General features: G+C 63.2%; 18 protein-coding genes and 2 pseudogenes. 13 read left to right on the forward strand and 7 right to left on the reverse strand.

The features are described from left to right. Positions 1 to 84: 84 nt before the first annotated feature. Positions 85 to 495, reverse strand: a complete 411-nt coding sequence (locus QTI68_RS00270; protein ID WP_286518844.1) for a hypothetical protein — start codon at positions 493 to 495, stop codon at positions 85 to 87. 267 nt (positions 496 to 762) lie between these two features. Here QTI68_RS00270 and QTI68_RS40100 point away from each other — a divergent pair, with 267 nt between their 5' ends. The 6 genes from QTI68_RS40100 (at position 763) to QTI68_RS00295 (ending at position 6,576) form a co-directional block, all read left to right on the forward strand. Continuing rightward, a complete protein-coding gene (locus tag QTI68_RS40100) occupies positions 763 to 1,113 on the forward strand; it encodes a DUF2946 family protein (RefSeq protein ID WP_353506400.1) in 351 nt (116 codons plus the stop codon). Between the two features lie 449 nt (positions 1,114 to 1,562). Beyond that, a complete protein-coding gene (locus QTI68_RS00275; RefSeq protein WP_286518846.1) occupies positions 1,563 to 2,990 on the forward strand; it encodes a TolC family protein in 1,428 nt (475 codons plus the stop codon). Between the two features lie 23 nt (positions 2,991 to 3,013). Then, positions 3,014 to 4,432 (forward strand): multicopper oxidase family protein, encoded by a 1,419-nt coding sequence (locus QTI68_RS00280; protein ID WP_286518847.1) that lies wholly within the window; start codon positions 3,014 to 3,016, stop codon positions 4,430 to 4,432. A gap of 31 nt (positions 4,433 to 4,463) precedes the next feature. Further along, positions 4,464 to 4,970, forward strand: a complete 507-nt coding sequence (locus tag QTI68_RS00285; RefSeq protein WP_286518848.1) for a cupredoxin domain-containing protein — start codon at positions 4,464 to 4,466, stop codon at positions 4,968 to 4,970. A gap of 63 nt (positions 4,971 to 5,033) precedes the next feature. Continuing rightward, a complete protein-coding gene (locus QTI68_RS00290; protein WP_286518850.1) occupies positions 5,034 to 5,378 on the forward strand; it encodes a copper-binding protein in 345 nt (114 codons plus the stop codon). A gap of 109 nt (positions 5,379 to 5,487) precedes the next feature. Continuing rightward, positions 5,488 to 6,576: a methyltransferase, TIGR04325 family gene (locus QTI68_RS00295; protein ID WP_286518852.1), complete on the forward strand. Its 1,089-nt coding sequence runs from the start codon at positions 5,488 to 5,490 to the stop codon at positions 6,574 to 6,576. A gap of 1,013 nt (positions 6,577 to 7,589) precedes the next feature. On the opposite strand, the gene QTI68_RS00300 is transcribed toward QTI68_RS00295, so the two are convergent. After that, positions 7,590 to 8,696 carry a DNA-binding protein gene (locus QTI68_RS00300; RefSeq protein ID WP_286518854.1) on the reverse strand — a complete coding sequence of 369 codons (1,107 nt, stop codon included), beginning with the start codon at positions 8,694 to 8,696 and terminating at the stop codon, positions 7,590 to 7,592. Between the two features lie 207 nt (positions 8,697 to 8,903). Between QTI68_RS00300 and QTI68_RS00305 the strand changes: the two genes are divergently transcribed. The 3 genes and pseudogenes from QTI68_RS00305 to QTI68_RS00315 all read left to right on the forward strand — a co-directional run. Beyond that, complete coding sequence (locus QTI68_RS00305) at positions 8,904 to 9,989, forward strand: site-specific integrase (RefSeq protein WP_286520171.1); 1,086 nt, start codon at positions 8,904 to 8,906, stop codon at positions 9,987 to 9,989. Positions 9,990 to 10,167: 178 nt separating this feature from the next. Continuing rightward, positions 10,168 to 10,572, forward strand: coding sequence for a hypothetical protein (locus tag QTI68_RS00310; RefSeq protein ID WP_286518856.1), 405 nt, complete (start codon positions 10,168 to 10,170; stop codon positions 10,570 to 10,572). A 416-nt stretch (positions 10,573 to 10,988) separates the two neighbouring features. After that, a pseudogene (locus tag QTI68_RS00315) lies at positions 10,989 to 11,729 on the forward strand (IS3 family transposase); the annotation flags it as partial. 106 nt (positions 11,730 to 11,835) lie between these two features. On the opposite strand, the gene QTI68_RS00320 reads toward QTI68_RS00315, so the two are convergent. After that, positions 11,836 to 12,072, reverse strand: a complete 237-nt coding sequence (locus tag QTI68_RS00320) for a hypothetical protein (protein WP_503011611.1) — start codon at positions 12,070 to 12,072, stop codon at positions 11,836 to 11,838. 271 nt (positions 12,073 to 12,343) lie between these two features. On the opposite strand from QTI68_RS00320, the gene QTI68_RS00325 reads away from it, so the two are divergent. The 4 genes and pseudogenes from QTI68_RS00325 to QTI68_RS00340 form a co-directional block, all read left to right on the forward strand. After that, on the forward strand, positions 12,344 to 14,128 hold the full coding sequence (locus QTI68_RS00325) for an adenylate/guanylate cyclase domain-containing protein (RefSeq protein WP_286518859.1): 1,785 nt from the start codon (positions 12,344 to 12,346) through the stop codon (positions 14,126 to 14,128). 53 nt (positions 14,129 to 14,181) lie between these two features. Next, complete coding sequence (locus QTI68_RS00330) at positions 14,182 to 15,306, forward strand: phosphatase PAP2 family protein (protein WP_286518860.1); 1,125 nt, start codon at positions 14,182 to 14,184, stop codon at positions 15,304 to 15,306. Between the two features lie 3 nt (positions 15,307 to 15,309). Then, the gene (locus QTI68_RS00335; RefSeq protein ID WP_286518861.1) at positions 15,310 to 17,376 is read left to right on the forward strand and encodes a S8 family serine peptidase; all 2,067 of its coding nucleotides are present in this window, start codon (positions 15,310 to 15,312) and stop codon (positions 17,374 to 17,376) included. A gap of 252 nt (positions 17,377 to 17,628) precedes the next feature. Further along, a pseudogene (locus QTI68_RS00340) lies at positions 17,629 to 18,498 on the forward strand (DUF4158 domain-containing protein); the annotation flags it as partial. A gap of 84 nt (positions 18,499 to 18,582) precedes the next feature. Here QTI68_RS00340 and QTI68_RS00345 read toward each other — a convergent pair. From QTI68_RS00345 to QTI68_RS00360, 4 genes are all read right to left on the reverse strand, one after another. Continuing rightward, positions 18,583 to 18,804, reverse strand: coding sequence for a transposase (locus tag QTI68_RS00345; protein WP_286520173.1), 222 nt, complete (start codon positions 18,802 to 18,804; stop codon positions 18,583 to 18,585). Positions 18,805 to 18,910: 106 nt separating this feature from the next. After that, on the reverse strand, positions 18,911 to 19,336 hold the full coding sequence (locus QTI68_RS00350) for a hypothetical protein (RefSeq protein ID WP_286518862.1): 426 nt from the start codon (positions 19,334 to 19,336) through the stop codon (positions 18,911 to 18,913). A 65-nt stretch (positions 19,337 to 19,401) separates the two neighbouring features. Next, a complete protein-coding gene (locus QTI68_RS00355) occupies positions 19,402 to 19,674 on the reverse strand; it encodes a hypothetical protein (protein WP_286518863.1) in 273 nt (90 codons plus the stop codon). Between the two features lie 163 nt (positions 19,675 to 19,837). Next, positions 19,838 to 21,571, reverse strand: coding sequence for an adenylate/guanylate cyclase domain-containing protein (locus QTI68_RS00360; RefSeq protein WP_286518864.1), 1,734 nt, complete (start codon positions 21,569 to 21,571; stop codon positions 19,838 to 19,840). Between the last annotated feature and the right edge of the window lie 114 nt (positions 21,572 to 21,685).

Raw genomic sequence — 21,685 nt, forward strand, 5'->3', positions numbered from 1 at the left:
AAGCCCGGGCAAGGCGTGACCACACGAGCGGTACCTGCGCGTCGACGCGTCAGCAACCGAAGATCGCTGACGGTTCAGACGCGGTCAGACGCGAGGTGGTTTGTGGGGAACGCTAGGTGACACGGTCGCCAAAACGCGTAGAGGCTCGGCGAAATCGGCCTGAGGCAGACCGCGAAGAATGGCCGTGCCAAGGGTCGGCGTCATTCCGACCGAATGACACGCGGCGCAATTGCCGCATTTGTGGGGAGACGCGTCCGAGGGATCGTCGTGCGAGCCCAGGGCATCATGGTGGCCCGCGCTGTCATCGCCGGTCACCTTTGCATGGTGATGCTCAGCGCCTTGTGCGCCGTGATCGTGCCGACTGTGGTCGTGGACGGCGCCCGAGTTCGCGTGCGCCGGCTCAGGTGCGCAAAAGGTCATGGCTGCCGCCGCGTAGCCCTGAAAGGGCACCGCGAGCACCACAAACCACAGCAGAAATGCGCGGAGACTGGCCATCGAGAAAATTGTAGGAGGTTGCCTGGCCTTTGCCAACGCAGTGCCTGGGACTGGCCGCCTCAGCGCGCCTGCAAGCATGTGGGCGAAATCCATGCGGGTGATATGCCGACAGGTGTATCCCCAGTGCCTCCAACCCAATGGCGCAGGACCTTTCTCTTGACCTTCCCCCCATAGGAAGGTTCAAACTCGGTTTTTCCTGCAGTTTTGCGGGCAACGTATGGATTTTTCTGGATGGTTCGACTGCGCGCAATCCTGCTATGGCTCTTGATGCTCGCCGTACCCTTTCAGGGCTACGCGGCGGCAGCCATGGCCTTTTGCGCGCCGTCGGGAACGGAACTCGAGGCTGGGCTGGTGCATGAGCACGCCAGTCACGACCATGCTGCGTCGCCAACTGCGCACGAGCATGAAGCGGGCGATCAGGCTCCCCATCAGCACGACCAAGACGATCAAAGCGCCTCACACACGTGCGGCAACTGCGCGGCGTGTCACGCCGTCGGCATGGCTCCAACGCTGGAACCGGTTCTCTGGAAGGGGCTCCCGCAGGCGGACCTGCTGGAGCCGTTCCATCCGGTGTCAAGCATCTCGCCCCCTGTTCCCCAGAAGCCTCCTCGCGTCTGACCGCGTCTGAACGATCAGCGATCTTCGGTTGCTGATGGATGGACGCGCATGTACCGCTTGTTGTCGCACGGCCGCCGCCGGCCGCTGATGGCACTTCGTCCATGAACACGCGAGGATTCCATGTTCAAATTTTCGCCAGCCCGGTGGCTGGCAGCGTTGCCGGTTCTTGTGGCGTTGGCAGCGGCCGCTCAGTCGGGCGGCGAGGCCCAAGCGCAAGACGCTGCTGTCCCCGCACTACCCTTCCAGTCGGCGATGGAGGGCTACAAGCCCTTCGCGGATGGATCTTCTGTCCCGTGGCGCCAGGCAAACGAAACGGTCCACCAAAGAGGCGGCTGGCAGGCGTACGCCAAAGAAGCGTCGGGAGAGGCTGACGGTGAGCGTTTGCCATCGGACGCCCACGGGGCTCTCTCCACACCCATGCCACCTGCGGCGCCTGCCAAGGAGAAGCCATGAGGCGCGCAGTCCGCGTTGCTTCGGCTTTGGTCGGGGCGGCTTACCTCGCCGGCTGTGCATCGCTCGGAATCAATGACGCGCTGAATTCGACCAACACTTCAGCTTCGCAGTTCACCGGCGGGAATCTGGAACTCAGTCGTACCGAAGAGCAGCAAAAGGCCCGGGCAGGCCTCTCGCAAGAGCTGCTGAGCAAGCCCTTGGCTCAGGACGACGCGGTGCGCCTCGCACTTGCAAATAGCCCCACGATGCAAGCTTTGGTCGCGCAGGGCTGGGCTGACATCGCTGCGGCCAATCAAGCGGGCCGCATGCCCAACCCGGTCTTCACGTTCGAGAGATTTCGTCTGGGTGATGAGCTCGAAATCGGTCGACTGCTGTCGTTTGGATTGGCGGATCTGCTGCTTCTGCCGAAGCGCGTGTCCATTGCCGAGAGTCTGGCGGCTCAGGCGCAAGTACAGTTGACCGGCGCGGTCGTCGACCAGATCACTCAGGTGCGCCAGGTCTGGGTCCGAGCGGTCGCGGCTCAGCAGTCCCTCAAGTATGCGGAGCAGGTGAAGGAATCTGCTGAAGCCAGTGCCGAGCTGGCACGCCGGATGCAAGCGGTCGGCAACTTCAGCAGGCTGCAGCGAGCGCGTCAGCAGGTCTTCTATGCGGATGCGACTACCCAACTGGCTTCGGCGCGCCATGCCACGACCGCTGCCCGCGAAGAACTCACGAGGGCGCTGGGCCTGACCGATGTTCAGGCTGCCCAGCTGAAGCTGCCTGAGCGCCTGCCGGATCTCCCCAGGGCTCCTCGCGAAGCGAGTCAGGTCGCGTCTGCCGCAGGGGAGCAGCGGCTGGACATTCAGCAAGCCAAGGCCCAACTGGAGGTTGCTGGCAGGTCGCAGGGCATCAACCTGCTCTCAACCTTCGTCGACGTGGAGGCAGGCTATCGGCACGACACCGTCTTCGACAACGCCGGCGGCGGCAGCGCTACACGGCGTGGCTGGGAATTCGACATTCAGTTGCCGCTGTTCGACTGGGGAACTGCACGCCGAGACGCGCTGAACGCTCAGGCACTCGCCGCCGCCAACCGGTACGACGCCGCAGTGCGCGGTGCCACCTCGCAGCTGCGGGAAAACTATTCGGCCTATCGAACGGCGTACGACATCGCGCGCCACTACCGCGACGAAATCGTGCCTCTGAGGCAATCGATGGCCGAGGAGAACGTCCTTCGATACAACGGAATGCTCATCGGCGCTTTCGAGCTTCTTGCGGAGGCGCGGGACCAGATAGCCAGCGTTACAAGTGCCATTAACGCCCAGCAGCAGTTCTGGCTCGCCGATGCATCTCTGAAGGCTGCGGTCATTGGAAGGCCCATGGCAGGCATGACCTCCGTCTCCTCTTCCAGCCCCGCCTCAACCCTGAGCGCGGGCGCTGCTCACTGATCTCCTTACTCAATCCGATTCAGATGAAGAACAGACGAAACTTTCTAGGCGGAGCAGGCGCGATCACGGGTGCCCTGGCCGCGGCCTCGGTCAGCAAGGTCGCCATGGCAGCGTTGCCGGAGCCAGTGCTGCAAACCAAGCCTGACACCATGCCACCGCTCGCACCGTCGACGGGGCGATCCTTCAACCCTGTGGTGACCCTCAACGGTTGGTCGCTTCCTTGGCGCATGAACGGCGGCGTGAAGGAGTTTCACCTGGTGGCAGAGCCCGTCGTTCGCGAGATGGCGCCGGGCTTCAAAGCCCACCTTTGGGGCTACAACGGCCAGTCTCCAGGGCCGACGATCGAGGTGGTCGAGGGTGACCGGGTGCGCGTCTTCGTCACCAACAAGCTTCCGGAACACACCAGCATTCATTGGCATGGCCAGCGCCTGCCCAATGGAATGGATGGCGTCACCGGCCTGACCCAGCCGGGCATTCAACCTGGAAAGACTTTTGTCTACGAGTTCGCAGCGAGGCGGCCGGGGACATTCATGTACCACCCGCATGCCGACGAGATGGTACAGATGGCGATGGGGATGATGGGTTTCTGGGTGACCCACCCGAGGGAGCGGCACCCGCTCATCGAAGAAGTCGATCGCGACTTCGTCTTTCTGCTCAATGCCTACGACATTGAACCTGGCAGTGCGACGCCCAAGGTCATGACCATGCTCGACTTCAATCTCTGGTCGTGGAACAGCCGCATCTTTCCTGGCATCGATTCGCTGAACGTCCGCCACAACGACAAGGTTCGCATTCGATTTGGCAACCTCACGATGACCAACCACCCAATGCACCTGCATGGGCATGAGTTCGTGGTCACAGGCACCGATGGCGGACCGACGCCGAAGAGCACTCGCTGGCCCGAAGTCACGACCGATGTGGCGGTTGGCCAGATGCGGCAGATCGAGTTCCTGGCAGACGAGGAAGGTGATTGGGCGTTCCATTGCCACAAGAGTCATCACACGATGAACGCAATGGGTCACGACGTGCCCACGATGATCGGCGTCGACCACAAGGATGTGGTCAAGAAGATCACAAACCTGGTCCCTGACTACATGGTCATGGGGGAGCGCGGCATGGCCGACATGGGGGAGATGGAAATGCCCATTCCCGACAACACCGCGCGAATGATGACAGGCGAGGGCCCATTTGGTTCGGTAGAGATGGGCGGTATGTTCAGCGTCGTCAAGGTACGCAAGGGCCAGAAGCCCGGTGACTACTCAAATCCAGGCTGGTTCAAGCATCCGCAGCGGACGGTTGCTTATGAGTTCACTGGTAAACCGCAGGCACCAGCCCGCGCCAGCAACGCAGGCCCGAGTTCCATGCCGGCGCAGCAAATGCCCGCCAAGAACATTGAAGTTCAAGTTCGAAAACCAACTGATGGCGGCCATACCGGCCACTGACCATTCCTCAAATCAATCAAGGAAAGATCCCATGAACGCCCATTATCGCCACACCATGGTCGCGGTCCTCGCGACTACTCTTTCCGCCATGGCTGCCGCATCTGGTAACCACGCCGGCCGCCATGCACACGACGCCGTCGACGCCTTCGGAAAGCCTGGGGATGCCACCAAAGCTGATCGCCGCGTCAAGGTCGAGATGACGGACGGCATGCGATTCAACCCATCGACTTTGGCCGTCAAACAAGGTGAGACCGTTCGCTTCGTCGTCAGCAACTCCGGTCAGGTCAAGCATGAGTTGGTTCTAGGCACAGAGAAGGAGCTGAAGGAGCACTACGAAGCGATGAAGAAGAATCCGGAGATGGAGCACGCCGACCCGAGCATGGTGACACTCGCCCCTGGCAAGACTGGCGAGATCGTTTGGCAGTTCACCAAGGCAGGGAAGGTGGACTTTGCTTGCCTCCAGCCCGGTCACTACGACGCAGGTATGAATGGCACCGTGATGGTCGACAAGTCCGCCAATTCCGCGAAGCAACATTAGGCACCGCTCACCTTTGCCACACGCCAGCCCGGCGCCCTGCCAATACACATCAAAGAAACAGTCATGTTCAAGACTCCAATCTCTCTAGGACTTCTCGTCTCCTTATTGGCAGTCCCCGGTCTGGCGACTGGGCAGCCAAGCGGAGCACTGACGGCGGTCTCGAACGCAAGCGCCTCGGACGCCTCCGAACTCACACAGGGCGAGGTCCGCAAAGTGGACAAGGATGGCAAGAAGCTCACGATCAAGCACGGGCTCCTCAAGAATCTTGAAATGCCTGGGATGACCATGGTTTTCCAGGTGAAGGACGAGACGGTCCTGGACAAGGTCCAAGTCGGAGACAAGGTCGAGTTCTTGGCCGAAAAGATCGACGGAAAGTTCACCGTCACAAGGCTGGAGCCTCAACGCTAGCCGTCGGCATCCGCCGCAGACGCGGCGGCGGATGCCGCTTTCATGAAAAGAGAACCCTATTGGTACGCTGGCGGAAAAGATCCCGATGAGAAATGCGAGTACAGCACAGATGATCCGCGACTTCCTGGCTGGTCCGCTGACGCGACCAGCCCTGATGCATTGGGGGCGAAAACACTTTTTTTCCGCACGCGGAACTGGCTTGCATTTTGGGGTCTTTGACAGTTTCGCCAGTGCGCGACGCTGGTTGCCGGTGAGCTCGGAGTTCAACACAGATGCATTGCACAGGGAGCATGTCGAGGCCCGCACTCGAAGAGTCTTCGCTTGCGACTATCCCGTGATGTGGTGGCTCTCCACTGCGTTCCGAGATGGTGCTCAGAGCATTCTGGACATCGGCGGGTCTGTGGGCGTGCACTACTACCGCTACCTTCCATTCATCGACATGCCGGAGACGATGAGCTGGAACGTCGTCGAGGTTCCATCGGTCGTTGCGATGGGCAGAACGTTGGCAGCTGTGCGCAAAGCAGCTGCGCTTGAGTTTTTTCCAAACCTGAACGAAAGCCTGTCCCGCGTTCGTGCCGATCTATTGATGTGCACGGGGACCCTTCAGTATCTCGAAGATGTCGGACCGGCCAGTCTCATCGAGCGAATGGCGCATGAACCCTCGCGGCTTCTCTTGAACAACCTGCCTCTGTTTGACGGTGACGGCTTCATCACCACGCAGAACTTGGGAAAAGGCTGTTTTGCCCCGATGCGTGTCTACAACCGCAATGCCTTCATCGATGCCGTTGAGGCGCAGGGGTACGTCCTGAAGGATGAATGGTCAGTCCATGAGCGTGCCCTCTACTTGCCGGGCTTCCCCGAACGCTCGATCCCCCACTTTACGGGGCTGTATTTCTGCAAAGAAGACAGACGCACCCGCCATAGAGTCAGCAACGAACTGCACGGTGTGACCAAGCCGCCTACTGAATCGACGTCGAAAAGTCGGCCTGTCCAGGACCACTGGTCGTTTCGTGTGCCATACGAAATCAGGCTGGCGAGCGGCGACGATGTCGTCAAGCCCATTCCTGGGACCATCGTTCCGCCAAACGTATGGCTGCCGGACACGCCGCAGAACAGACGCAAGCTACTCGAGGCACTGGCGCTGGCCTCAGATCGCTTCGGCCACGCAACATTTTGGATTGAAGAGCGTCGAGCATGAGTCCTCAGAGCAAGCGGTCGCAAGCCGATTGGCGAAGCCACTATCCATTCTTCGGCATCCTGCTATCGCCAGTCGTGGCTGCTGCCGCCATGGCGCCAACGGTGGTTCGATGGCATCGTGTCAACGCCCAAGACGCGATTCAAGGCGCCGCGCCAGGGGAGGGCGTCAGCGGTTCGGGTTCGGGGGGCGATAAAGGAGTCTTATCAATCTCAATCCGCTCTGCAGGCGGTCCCGGTGAGACGGGCGTCATCGCGGCTCCGCCCCGGGTGTGTTGACAGCCGTAGCCACATCGCGGATGGTTCGGGGGATGAGCACGACCGCCGTGGACCTCCGCAGGCGCATCGACTCGACTCCCTCGAGGCTGTAGTTGCTTAGGAATTCGGATGATCACAATCCCCGCCGACCGACTCAACCAAGAAATCGAAGCGGTTCTCCAAACGGTGTCGTCCAGCGTCGTCGTTGCGGTGTGTGATCATGGATCGGAATGGGCGGTCAACGGTTCGATGAGATCAATCAACTCCCAAGCATCGACATCGGCAGCCCACCAGCAGCACCGAGAGCGGACGCCATCATTTCCTTCCTTCAAGCCACTCCGGATATGCGGGACGACTTGATCTCGCGGGTGCGCCATCAGAACAAATTTGATGTGCTCATACATTCCGAGCCCTGGCGGCAAAGTTCGAAGTCGGCTCTCAACGGATCCACTTTCCAGGATGCTTGCAGTGAACGGTCGATTTCTTCTGAGGTTCCTGTCAGCTCACTATTGAGCGCACAAGCCAGCATCTCGTCTGGGGCGAAGGAGGTCTGTCACACGGAAAGGGTGATCGGTAATTGGCATTTGACATAACCCACATTGTATTTACTAAGTGGTTGATTTATATAGATTTTTTCTGGCGCCGAACAGGTTGTGCAAGACGCGTGGATCGTAGTCAGCCTCCGATTGGCCCGACTTTTTCAAACGAGCCACCCGCCACGCGCTCAGTCGCATGCCCACTTCCTGGCGCAGTAGGCCGTCAATCTCCCCTGGAAACGTTCGTCGCTCGCTTCCGCGGTGCCTTGCCCGCCGGCTCAGCTCGCGCCTCAAACCGGCGCAGCGCGGCGACTGCCGAAGCATGGCTTTCCCTGAGTTGTGCGATCTCACGCTCGGACTGATCTCGGGTTCGCTGCGATTGAGAGGTGAGATCACTGATGCGTCGTTCCGCGCCGGCGGCGCGTTCGCGAAGGGTCACCAGCTCGAGCCGCGCTTCCTGATCCTGGCGCGCCCAAGCAGTTGCCGCGTCACGATGCAATGCCTTTTCGCCCTCAAGTTCCTCCTTCGCTGCGTCTTGGGCCCTGCGCGCGGCTTCGACTTCGGCTGCGCGCGCTTTGCGTTCCTTGTCGAGTTCCGCTGCTGACTGCCGCGTGGCCATGCGCTCCCGATCGACCTCGGACAGAAGGCGTCGCTCCTGCGCGAGGTGGCGCTCTTCAGCTTCTTCTACAGCGCGCCGTTTGACCTCAAGCTCCATCGCGGCTTTCTCTCTCAAGGCTTCTTTGCTGGCCACGGCGTCGTCAAGTGCCTTGCGCAGACGTCGTATCTCCGCTTCCGAAGCATGGAGGATGCGTGCTGACTCTTGCTGTTGGGCATGCATCTGCGCCTGCATTGCCACAATGGCTTGGCGCGACGATGCCAAAGCCTCGTCGAGCTTCAAGCGGGCCTGCTCGAAAGTCGATTCCCGCTGCTGCAGGTTCGCTTCCTTCTGAATGAAAGCCTCGCGCTCAAGATCAAATTCGCGCCGCGTGGCTTCTGTCTTCTGGAGCTGAATTTCGTCGGCCTCGCGGCGGGCAACTTCCCAAATGTGCTGAGCAGCTTGGACGATGACCAGTGGAAGCCGCTGTGCTTCGCCGTCGGCCAGGTTGGCGCCATGACCGTCCAGACGTTTGCCGAGCGTGGCGAACCAGCGCTCCAGCATCGGGCTCACCGTGTTGGGCGAGCCGCTGCCTATCTTCTGGCGGACGCGCTCGATGGTCGGGCGCAGGCCTTCGTGCAGCAGCCAGTCGGCCGCTTCCCAGACTTGGGCCTCCTGGATGCCCCGGCCGCTTCGGATCGGATGAATGTTGTCGCTCGAACTTTTCGGATCCATGTCGGCCTTCCTCTCCGTCTTTTACTTGCGATAATAAGAGATTATCGGAAGTGATGTAGAGTATACGTAAGACATCATACATGGCATGTGTGATAACTAACGCCAAAGCGGCTTGATGCGGACTTCGCCCGTCGCCGTCCGTGAAGCCAATGCCGCTGGAGGTCGTCCATGAAATCCGCTGAAAAAGTGCCGCCATTGAAGGCCTTGATGCCGCTGAAGCGTGACCATGCGCTGCTCGATCCCGGCCAGCTGTCAGGGATGGCCGAGGAAGCCGCCCACGACCTGATGGCCGAGGGCGAATCCGACAACACCCGGCTGGCGTACCGCGCCGCCATGCGCTACTGGGCCGCCTGGTTCGGCGCGCGCTACGGGCGCCAGATGGCGCTTCCGGTTGCAGTCCCTGTGGTCGTTCAGTTCATCGTCGACCATGCGCAGCGCTCGACCAAGGCGGGCCTCGAGCACCAGTTGCCGCCCGAGATCGACCAGGCGCTGGTCGAGGCCGGCTTCAAGGGAAAACTCGGCGCGCCGGCGCTGAACACCCTGATGCACCGGATCTCGGTGCTCTCGATGGCGCACCACGTCTCCAAGCAAACTAATCCATGCGTGGACCCCGCGGTCAAGGCGCTGCTGAGCAAGACCCGAAAGGCCTATGCGAAGCGCAACGCCCTGCCCCACAAGCAGCGGGCGCTGACCAAGGAGCCGCTGGAGGCGGTCTTGGAAACCTGCGACGACTCGCTCAAGGGCAAGCGCGATCGCGCCCTCCTCCTCTTTGCCTGGGCCTCGGGCGGACGCCGGCGCTCGGAAGTCTCAGAGGCAGTGTTCGAGAACCTGCACCGCGGGGATGAAGGCGCATTTCTATACACGCTGGCGAGCTCGAAAACGAACCACAACGGGAAGATTCGGCCGGAGGATGTGAAGCCAGTGGTCGGGTTGGCCGCCGAGGCGCTCGAGGCCTGGCTCGAGGCGAGCGGGATCACGTCGGGCCCCCTCTTCCGGCGGATTCTCAAGAACGGGAAACTGGGCACTGACGGGCTCTCGGGGACGGCGGTTCGCGACCTCGTGAAGGCGCGGTGTGCGCTCGCGGGCGTGGGAGAGGATTTCTCGGCGCATTCGCTGCGATCGGGGTTTGTCACCGAGGCCGGACGGCAGAACATGCCGCTGCAGGAGACGATGGCCATGACGGGGCATCGGAGCACGGATACCGTCGCGGGATACTTCCGCACTGGAGCCGCCCAGGTGAGCGCGGTGGCGAGGATGATGGACTCGGGCAAGCAGAAGTCCGACAAAGCTTGAGTGGCGCTATGTGCCCGGAGATGTCCGGTGTTCAACGCCGAAGCTGGCGGAGCCAGGCGTCGACAGAGGCGTCAGGCCGATAATCGAATCAGTCCATTTGTGCGCGCTATCGGACCTCGCGAGGCTAGGCCGGGAAGCAAGGGCCGTTCGGCGCGAACGCCAACTGATGGTGACAAACATGAGCATTCCAGTCGAATTGCAAAACCTGGCGGAGGTGATGACGCGGTACCGCTTTGCCTACCTGCTGACGGCCAGCGCGCATGGCGCCCCGCATGCGGTCGCTGTGGTGCCGATGCTCGAAGGTAGCGTATTAGTGATTGACGGCATCGGCCGCCGCACACGCAACAACCTTATCCAGCAGCCCGCTGTAGGGCTCATCTGGCCGCCGCGGGAAGAGTCCGATTACTCCCTCATCGTCGACGGGCAAGCAGCCCCGGATGGCGAAATCCTGCGGATCACGCCGAGCCGAGCGGTGCTACATCGACCCGCCCGCCGACCCGACCCGATCGAACAGGGGGCCTGCGGTTCGGATTGCGTAGAACTGAAGGTGCCAACCGATGCTACAGACGTCGGCCTCCCCTGAATCCGGCGCCGCTGCAGCGCCGTTCGCCGCGGGCACGGTCCATCGATGCAACTCCAGCCTCGAACTCGGAATGTAGCCGAGAAGCGATCGCAGCCCAGACGATAGGGCCCGGTCCTCCCGTGCTTTGGTGCTGGGCGGGGTCCATTTGACTTCAGTTCAAAAAGTGACGCTTCGACCGCTGAGCATCGGCGCGCTGTATTCGCTGGATGCCGAGACGACGGACATTGGACGCGTATTTGCCAGTGTGCGACGACTTCGACCCGTGGGACAACGCCTTCTCCGGCACCATCCGAACGGTGACGATTAAGCACAAGGACTAGCTGAAAACGGCATACCAACGCAAGCGGCTTCGCTGTATAAGATCTCTTGCGGTGGCATGCGTGCTTTGGCATCGCGAGCCTCGCGCCGCCGTTCGCCGAGCGATCCACGCCGAATCCGACGCCACCTACGGCATGCCACGCGTGCACGCTGAACTGCTCGATCAAGGCATACGCGTCAGTGGCAAGCGCGTGGCTCGGCTGATGCGTGTGAACGCCATTCGAGGCGTCAGACGGCGTCGTGGCTTCATCGTGACCACGCGACGCGACGAGCGGCAACGCCCTGCGCCTGATCTGGTCAAGCGCGAATTCATTGCCGCCGGCCCGAAGGAGTTGTGGGTCGCCGACATGACCTACGTGCCTACCTGGGCAGGCTTCATCTTCCTGGCCGTCGTGCTGGATGTCTGGAGCTGGCGCATCGTGGGCTGGGCCATCGGCGAACAGATGACCGCCGATCTCGTGCTCGCGGCGCTGAACATGGCGCTGCAACAGCGCAAGCCCGACGGCGTGATCCATCACAGCGATCAAGGCAGCCAGTACACCAGCATCGCCTTCGGCGAACGGTGCAAAAAGATGGGCGTGCGCCCGTCGATGGGCACCGTCGGTGATGCCTACGACAACTCGATGGCCGAGAGCTTCTTCGCCACGCTTGAATGCGAGCTGATCGACCGGCGCAGCTGGCAGACCAAGACCGAGGCTCGGCTGGCGCTGTTCACCTACATCGAGGGCTGGTACAACCCGCGCCGACGTCACAGCGCACTCGGGCAGGTCTCGCCGGCAACGTTTGAAAGGAACTACAAAGCATGTTCAAGCAACCGCCTCGCCTCGAACACGACTTGACCACCGTCGGCGTCTGCGTGGCATGCGCCACGCCGCCGGTGGACAAGTCTGCGCTGTCGATCAATTCGACTTGAGAATCAAGTCCCAACCCGTCCGCGCAACAGGGTCAAGTCCAAGTCCACTCGTTCAGTTCGAAGGTGGGGTCCAGTCGCTTGACCCCGGCGCCGGCGGCCGACTGGATGCGCCCGACCGGCAGAAAGCCGGCCTCCAGCGCCTGCAGGAAGCGCGGCTCCCAGCGGGCGCGCTGCTCCGGCACCTCGGTCTGCGCCAATGCGCGGGCCACGCGCCACTGCACATCGCCGATGGTGCGTTCGTCGCCCTTGGCATATTTCTCGAGCAGCACGTCTGGCTGATGGGTTGGTGGGACAGATCGGGAACACCGGGCGCGGCCCGGTCCTTCTTCGTGGAACTAAGCGAATCAGTCATCACGGAGTCTTCCTGCGCAGGAGCACCAAGCCAGCCAAGCACCCAGAGGTGCCAGCCGAAGGCACAAAGACCCAGTGCGCGCCGGGGCCCGGCCAGCACCGTCCGCGAGCTATGCCTACGCCGCCCTTGCCAGCAGCGCAGGCGATCCACCAGAATGGTGATGCGCGGAGCACACGAGGGACTGCAAAATGGGGTCAACCACTGATGCGGGGGTGTCGTGGCCCGAACTGCGGGCTCGGCGAACCATCGTCGTGGTGGATGTCGTCGAATCGGTTCGGCTCATGCAGGCGCACGAGGCCGAGTTCATTGCCCGCTGGCGGCGCTTTGTCGACGAGATGCGCACGCGGGTCTTGCCTCAATACGGAGGCCGGCTTGTCAAAAGCCTGGGCGACGGGATGCTGCTCGAATTCGCCGAAACGCCGCCGGCTCTTGCCGCAGCCCTCGAAGCGCAACGCGTCATCGCGCGCTGCAGCGAAGGCTTTTCAGACGGCGAACAGCTTTGCCTTCGCATTGGTGCCCACCTGGCCGACGTGCTGGTCGACGAGCTCGATGTGTATGGCAGCGGCGTCAATCTGGCCGCGCGCATCATGGCCCTGGCCCAGCCTTCGCAGATCGTTATTTCGGCGGAGGCTCGCGACGCCCTCGTGCCTTCGCTGGACGGCGAGGTGCACGACCTGGGCGAGTGCTACGTCAAGCACCTGACGACACCGGTGCGCTGCTTCTCGATCGAGGAGCCCCAGCACCATCCGCCCATTCTTCCCCTCTTGTCCAACGATGCGTTCATCGGCCCCGCCATAGCGGTCATGCCCTTGGATCATGGCGGCGGGGACTTGATCGCCGGCCTGGGCGAAGCCCTGGCCGGCGAGGTTGCCTCGGTGCTGTCGCGCAGCCGCCGCATTCGCGTCATCTCCCAGCTCTCTACCCGGGCCGTCGCATCGCGCGGCATGCTGTGCGACGAGATCGGCAAGCGCCTGGGTGCGCGCTACGTCCTTTCCGGCACGCTGGCTGCCGTGAGCGGGACGGCGACGGTGGTGACGGAGCTCAGCGACGTGGTGTCGGGCAACGTGCTGTGGAGCGAGGTATTGCAACCCGCCCTGGCCGCCCTGTTCGACCCCGACAGCGGCCATGTTGGCGCAATCGTGGCGGGCATCATGGACGCAATCGACCACGCCGAGGTCGAGAAGGCGCGCATGCTTCCCCTGCCGACCCTGCAGAGCTACACACTCATGATCGCGGGCGTCACGATGATGCATCGCACCGCAGGCGCAGATTTCGCCCGCGCGCGCCTCATCCTCGAACACCTGCTCGAGCGCAGCGGCAGGCATCCGCTGCCGCGCGCCTGGCTGGCCAAGTGGCACGTTCTGAACGTCCAGCAAGGCTGGTCGGCGGATCCAGCTTCCGACGCCCGGGCGGCGCTGGACCACACGGCGCGGGCAATGGAGGCAGATCCAGCTTGCCACCTGGCGCACACCATCGAAGGCTTTGTGCGTGCAAATGTGTTGCGCGACTTCGACCGGGCGGGCGCCTGCTATACACGCGCCCTGGACCTCAACCCCAATGACGCCCTGGCATGGCTGCTCAGCGGCATGTTGCACGCCTTTCGCGATGAGGGGCAAGCGGCGGTTCAAGCCTGCGAGCACGCCCAAGGTCTGTCCCCGCTGGACCCCCTGCGCTATTTCTTCGATGCGCTTTCGGCGTCGGCAGCGCTCACGGCAGGCCAGTACGAACGCGCGGTGCTGCTCGCGCGGCGGTCGCTGCAGCTCAATCGCAGCCACCTCTCCACGCATCGTGCGCTGACTGCAGCCCTCGCCCTTGCGGGCCGCACGGACGAGGCCCGCACCTGCGCCGCCGAACTGCTGGCGCGCGACCCCGGATTCACTGTCAGCCAATTCCTGGATCGAACACCAGGACGCGCCTTCGGCATCAGCACCCGCATTGCGCATGCACTGCGCGATGCGGGCATTCCGGCCTAGCGCCGGTCACCCGCGCGAGCCCCCTCGTCGGGGCAAAGAAGAAGGAGAACATCATGAGCGGATGGGGCGGATGGGGCGGATGGGGCGGATGGGGCGGATGGGGTGGTTGGGGCGGCTGGGGTGCCGGCAATGGCGGCGCCTCGGCAGGCCATCCGGCCGCCGACCCGATACTGGCCAATGCGTTGATTCAAAGCAGAGGCGGCATCGTGAAGCCGCCAACGGGGGTGCAGCTCACTGTGCCTGCGTTCTCGAACATCGATGACCCCGAGCCGATGGCCCGCTGGGAGCCGTTGATCCGGTTCAACGTATGCCTAATGGAGCTGGTGTCTGACCTGGTGTTCGAGACCACGCCGGTCAGTGCCTCGAAACCGACCGGAGCCAAGCTTTCCTACGTGCATCGCGATTCGAGTGGGGGCACACCTGCCGCGCAGCTGATCGTGCAGATGGAGCGGCCGGAGAATCCCGCAATCTACGCCGGACAACTGAGCAAGGTCTTCGACTACGCCGACAAGCGTGCCGACCAGGCGAACGAGATCCTGAGCCAATTGGTTCCGCAAACGCCGTTCTGGAGCGCCGTGGCCAACCTGCAGCCCACGCGCAACAAGTTCACCTACGAGTTGATCGAAGTGACCCTGGCCGTTGCCTCGATGTCGGCGATGCGCTTCAAGCAGGCCTTCAACTGTCCCAGGCCTGTGGCGTTCACCCCGAAGATCCAACCCATGGTGCCCACGCCTGAGCACAGCACGTTGCCCAGCGGACACTCGACGGAAGCGTATTCGGTGGCGCACTTGCTGGGATGTCTCATTCCCGCACCGAACGGCCCCGTCGTTTTCAGGCAACTCAACGCGCTCGCGGCGCGCATTGCAATCAACCGGACTGTCGCTGGGGTTCATTTCCCGATGGACAGCAAGGCCGGCCGCATTCTCGGCTCCTCGATTGGCGAATACATCGCATGCATGTGCAGTGGCAATGTGCTGCCAGAGCTGGCGCGCAACCCCACGACAAACGTGCCGGCAAATGCGTGGGTCGAGCGAAAGTTCGAGTTCAAGGTAGCCGACGCGAACAAGGACTTCGCGCCTAGCGACGACATCGACTGTGGTGCAGCACACAGCCCGGTCATGCCACGCAAGCCCGTGCTGACCTGGCTGTGGAACCGTGCCCTTGCCGAATGGAGCTGAGCCATGTCGCTGCTTTGGAAATCCATCACACAGCTGAGCCAGACCCAGTTCGGCTGGAAGGACGATTCGGACATCAACGGTGTCGATCCTTACGCCGTCTGGGCCGACGCCACAGCATTCCACGGCATGGGCCCGATCGAGCTCAAGCAAGGCGTTCCGCTTCTCATCGAGCTGACGCTCAGTGGCGCCGCCCCATCCTCGCAGGCGCAGGCGCGCGCGCAACCGACGCCCGAGGCGTCGGCGCTTCTGTCCAGGCCGCACGCCCCCTTCTCGCTCTGGGAGCAGCTCAATCGCGAACTGGGCATCGAGATGCTTCGCGCCTACAAGCCGGTCCTCGAGGCTGGCGGCTCCCAGTTCACTGTGCACGCCATGGTTCCAGGGGCGCTGGTGCCCAAGATGAAAGGCTGGTGGCCGGTTCCGAGCGTTGGGCGCTTGGGCGTACGGGCACTCATGTCGTTGCCTCGCATCTCTCCGAAGTGGGACAACGTGCGCGTCCTGGACACGAGCGTCCTGAATGCAGACCCCACGGTGGCAGTCATTGACGACGGTTGTCCATTCGCCAACGTGAAGTTCAGGTACCTGAACCAGGGCAAGTGGAAGTCGCGTGTGGCGTACCTGTGGGACCAGAGCCGCAGCCGGGCGAACGACGACCCCGTCAACTGGAAAACGCCTGACGGCTTTGGCTACGGCCGCGAGGTCGTCCAGCAGGACATCGAGGGATTCCTCCAAGCCAACACGGATGCCGCAACACTCGAGGTGGACGAAGACGCATGCTATTCCACGGCGCGCTACGAGTCGGTGAATCGGCGCTGGACACACGGCACCGCCATTACCGATGTAGCCGCCGGTTCGCCCGATCCAATTGCACAGCCGCAATCCCCGGCGGACGCGGCAGCGACGGCGCCGATCATCTTTGTTCAGTTGCCGCGCGGCGCCGTCGAAGACCCGTCGGGCGGCGGCCTGCCCGGCTACGTCGTCGACGCCCTGCGCTACATCGAAGCGCGCACGAAAGACAGCAAGGGCGTACAGCATCCGGTCGCCATCAATCTCTCGTATGGCACCTTTGCCGGTCCGCACGACGGCACTTCGCCCGTCGAAGTGGCCATCGACTCTTTTCTGTCGGGTCGCAAGGATTGCGCGGTGATGGTCTCCGCAGGAAACGCGTACGACGCACAGATCCATGCCGAAACCAGGATTGCCCCCAACGACTGCAAGACGCTGCGCTGGCGTGTTCCCCCCGGAGACGACACGCACAACTTCATGGAGATCTGGCTGCCGCCTGGCGACGACGCCGGCGGCGCGCCGGTCGTGGACGTGCGCCTGGTGCCACCCGCGGGCCTGGCCCCGGCCTCGCCCTTGACCGGCGCCGGCCAGGGATGGTTCGGCGTGCCCGACGACAGCCCGCTTGGCCTGCCCATCTGCGCTGTCATCCATCCGACGACGGCACCCCAGGGAACAAACGGCTCCATGGCGTTGCTGGCTGTTGCGGCCACTGAAGGGGACGCATCAATCACTGCCGTCGCCCCCTCGGGCACATGGGAGGTTGAAATACACAACCAGGGCAACGCGCCGTTGACGGTCCATGCCTGGGTCGAGCGTGATGACCCGTCCTTCCAGTTGAGCAAACAGTCGCGCTTCGAGGACCCGACGCTCGAGTACCTCAAGTCGACGAGCACCCTGGGCAGCTTCTCTCATGCGGCGCAAGCCATCGTGGTGGGCGCCTGCGTAGACGACCTGGATTCCGGACGCCCGGTCTCGCCCTACAGCAGCGCCGGTCCAAGCCGCTTGCCAAATGCACGAATCGGTCCCGATTTCGCGGCAGGGGCTGACGAAAGCCTCATGCTTGCAGGATTGCGTGCGGCGGCAACTCACAGCGCAGACACGATACGCCTGGGCGGCACCAGCATCGCAGCAGCCGTCGTCACGCGGCACGTGGTGAACGAGGTTCTCTCCAAATCAACTGGAAACAGCCCGAGCCAGATCAAGGCCAAGCTCACGTACGCCCCGCGCGCCTCTTCCGAAGGACCGGAGCGCGTCGGCGTGGGCCGCATCAAGTCGTTGCAGCCCTAGCCCAGAGGGCTCAGGCGTCCAGCGGCACACCGCCGCCGCAGCGGGCGGTCCAGCCGTCCCACCAGAGAGTGTGCAAAAGTGTGGGAGGCTCCGAGAGCGGTGTTGGGGTCCCCTCGTTTTCCGTGCACTGAGTGACGGTTCGCAAGGCCAACAACGGCGCGGCGCTTGGGTCGCAAGTCATTGATTTTCTTGACGTTGCTGTTCACTTTTCAGCGGCGTATCGTCCCCTGCCCCAACGGACGGAGGCGCGCGATGCAAGGCTGGCAGACGACATACTTGGGCATGCGCGAACTTCCGCGCGAAATCAGTGGCTTCGAGTTGCAGGCGTTCTTCACCTTCAGCCAGGCCGAACGTGAACTGATCGACGCGCGCCGCGGCGAGTCCCTAAAGCTCGGCCTGGCATTGCACATCGGCTTCCTGCGCTTGAGCGGCCGTGTGCTCGACGCCTTTCGGATCGTTCCGCCAGCGCTGTGGCGCCATCTAAGCAATGAGTTGGGGGTCGATGCTCCCGAGATCGCGTCGCTACGCGCCCTATATGGGCGAGGCCGCACCCTGTTCGACCATCAGCAAGTAGCCTGTGAAGCCCTTGGATTCCGGTGGATGACCGAGCACCAGCGCCGCGCTCTCGTTCGGACGATGAGTGACGAGGTCGCGCGATGCGCCGATCGCGAGCAACTGGTTGTCTTTGCTCGACGTTGGCTGTACGAGCATCGACTGCTGATCGTCCGCGATCGGGCCATCCGCGCCTTGATTGCCACCGCCCTCGCCCGTTTCGAGGCCGAGACGTCGGCGTCCATTTGCAGCGTGGTGCCATCTGACACCCTGGAGCAATGGGGTCGAATGATCGCGCTGCCACACGCTACCGGCATGACCCATCAAAGCTGGCTTTGGACGGCGCCAACTCGGCACTTGACGCGTCAGATCAGCGAGGTGCTCGAACGGATCAATTGGCTTCGGAGCCTTGACGTCCACCAGTACCTGGAGGCCCTGCCCGACCTCATCGTGCGGCGCTACGCACGTCGCCTGGCCTCCAGGCCCCCGTCGGCCGGCGCCAAGATCAAGGAACCAGCGCGCACCGTAGAGGTCGCCTGCTTCCTGCGCTACTGCCTGCTTACCGCCTCAGCAGCGCCAATCGACACGACCTGCGCACATTCACTTTGAAGCGCTCCTGCATCCAGGCTGCCAGCTCACGCCGCTTGGCAGCCTTCAGAGCCTTTTTCGGACGACCTCCTGCAAGATCTGCTTGTCCAGTGTCAGGTCCGCCACGATGCGCTTCAGCCTGGCGTTCTCGTCCTCGAGCATCTTCAAGCGCTTGAGCTCGGTCACGCCCAAGTCACCGAACTTCTTCTTCCAGGTGTAGTACGTCGCTTCGGACACGCCGATCTGGCGGCACACATCGACGACCACCGGCGTGCCCGACTCGGCCAGCCGTAGTGCGCGGGGGAGACGTCAGTATGCAGAAGCACCAGAAGCACGATCACACGCAACTTGACCATGGCAAAGTTCTTCTCCTGGGTAAGCCTGCGAAGCCCGGTCATTCGCCCAGCACGCACAGGCGATGCCACTGCACGACGCGATGACCGCAGTAGTGCGCGACGATGCGGCCGACCAGTTCCACATGGTCGGAAGCGTCCCAGCGCCGGTCGACCCATTCCAACGCCTCATAGAGGTCGTCCGAATCGCCCGCGAGGTCGAACCTGTCCATCAAGGCACTGCTGAGTTGGAAGTTGGCGCGTTCGTCACCGCTCGCCGCCTCCTTGCGCAGCGAATCGAGGCGGGAATCCGGGGCGACGGATGCGGCGCCGCCCTTGGGCACGGGATGCTGCATCGCTGCCTCGACATGCCCGGTCGGACCGCGCCAGGCAAGCGCCAGCAGAACGCAGGCGAGCAGCGCCACGACGAAGTGTGGGGAGGTTCGCTTGGCGGCAGCGGCCAGGTATCGAAGGGGTTCATCGAACATTGCATGCTCTCCTTGGGAGATCCGATGAGAAGTTGAGCGACCTCGGTCCGATGATCGGCACGCCTTCAGAGCACCGGCGGCAGCGCGCGGCGCGTCTCCTGCGCGCGTTCCCAAGCGATGCTGCGGCGCTCCAGGTCGGCCGGATCCTTGGCCTCGCCGAGGAAGCGGTCGCGCGCCAGTTCGGGGTCCGGGCCGGCCACCCACTGGCTGGCGTGGACCACCGCCTTGCGCAGTTCTGCCATCAGTGTGGAGGCTTCCGGCATGCGCGGAGTGGTCTCGTGGCCGGCGTCGCGCACTTCGAAGCTGGCGACGGACGGGATGGTCTTGGCGGTGATCATGAAAACCTCCTCGGGTTGAACGGCGGAACAGTCTGCGGTGGCTGTCCGTTGAAGGCATGGTCGTTCCGCCTGGGCTGCCCGGCACGCCTGCGTTCAATACTGACCGGCGGAGTGAGTCGGCCCGATCGACCGTCGAGCGCTTGCCACTCCGCTGGCAACGACCCTACTTTTCGTAGCGCACGACGCCGTCCCACCGGGACAGCTGCTGTGGGTCTTCCAACTGTCTGCACTGTGCCTGCAGCCAGCGCACGCGGGGATCGTCCGCCCACGCGGGCGCGCCGATCGCCGCCTGGAGTTCTTGCAGATCGGCGACCTGGCGCACCCCTTCCAGCAGGCACAGAAGGGCCTCCCAGCGTGCTGCCGGGCCGGCCGACGACAGCGCTCTAGCGGGATCGAGCACCTCGTAGACATCGACGAGGGTTTCCATGCCTGCCAAGGCCACGCGGCCTGCCCGAACGAATGGCGTGCGTGTCACGTCCAGAAGCCTCGCCACCTCTTCGGTGACGAGCAGCGGCGCGTCGAGTCGGCCGGGTTTGGTGAGCGTCTCCACACGGGATGCGCAGTTGACCGAAGTGCCCAGCAACCCGTACTTGAAATGCCGGCTCGATGTCATCGAACCGGCCAGCACCTGCCCCTTGGCAATGGCGATGCCACACACCGGGCCGGACGGCGACGACAAGGACTGCAAAGGGGTTGTCTTCAACTGCTCGAGAATCCGCAGCGCGCAGTCCACGGCCAACTGGGCCTGGCCGGGTTGCTCGAACGGCACCCCCCAGGCGGCGAAACACCCATCGCCCTGGTAGTCGATCACCGTTCCCTCGTGCGCAAAGACTTCCCGCGAGACGGTGTCCATCGTGCTTCGCAGTTCTTTCTGCCATCGGAGCAGGTCTGTCGCCGCCGCCTCGGTGGAAAGGCAGAAGCCTCGAAGATCGAAGATCAGACTGGTGGCCTCCATGATGCGAGGGTCGCCTTCGGCACTCGAGCGACCGCCGGGGCGCATCAGCAGATCGACGACCTTAGGCGAAAAGTACTGGGCCAGATGGGCCTGCCTCTGGGCCACCAGGTGCTGGCGCGTGAGCGTGCTGACCAGGCTGAGGTAGCCGGCAGCGATGTCGGTGTTGTCGTTCGGCAAGGTTCGTTCGCCGACCACATAGATCACGATGGGCTCGCCGGCGGTGCTGCGCTCGATCAGGCAGGCCCCGACCGTGCGCGTCGTGTCGTGCACGGTGGCATCGATTTCGGTCGAGGTGGCGTGCTTGAAAAAAGCGACCGAACCGTCCAGCTGGAGCGCGTCGGCTATGACTCTGCGGCTGAGCACCGGGGCGCGTTCCCCGTTGAGCGAGTACGTCGCGAGCATGCGGGACGACTCCATGTTCTCCGGATGTGCTTCCACGACATAGGCCGAACTGACGACGGGCGAGAGCACCTGGACCAGAAAGGCGCAAGCCTTCTGCAGCACTTCGCCTTCGGCGTGTGCCTCACCGAACAAGCGAGGCAGTTCCAGAGCCGACTTCAGGATCAATTGCGGGTCCAGCGTCGCCAAGTCGACCGCCGTCAGCTTGAGCTCGGTGGCCATCGTCTGCTCGATCTGGCCCCCAAGCTCGAGCACCCGCAGGCGCAGGGGTCCGACCCGCAACTCGTCGTGTATGTGCAGCGCGAAACGCTGTCCATGCCCAAGCTTCATGCCGTTCACAAGGGTTCCGACCTTGCTGCGATCCTCCACGACCCAGCCTCGTCCGGTCGGGACGAGCTGGGCATGCAGCCGGGACACGCTGCCCTGGTCGGCGTCGATCTGGATCTGGCAGTCGGGCGAGCGCCCGATCGTCACAGGTTCTGCGGTCCAGAAGTCCAGGCGCTTGACGGCACCTGCGGCAGTGGCTTCCAGGATCAGGCGCACGGCAAACCCGAGAAGGATGGCGGCGGGGGTGAATCCGCAGCGAAACCCCGCAACTCGTCACAGCCTGTGTCGATGTTCATTGATAATGATTTAAGCACTCCATGGTGGTTGCGA

It is taken from the genome of Variovorax sp. J31P207 (assembly GCF_030316965.1).
In the GTDB taxonomy this organism is placed as follows: Bacteria; Pseudomonadota; Gammaproteobacteria; order Burkholderiales; family Burkholderiaceae_C; genus Variovorax; species Variovorax ginsengisoli_B.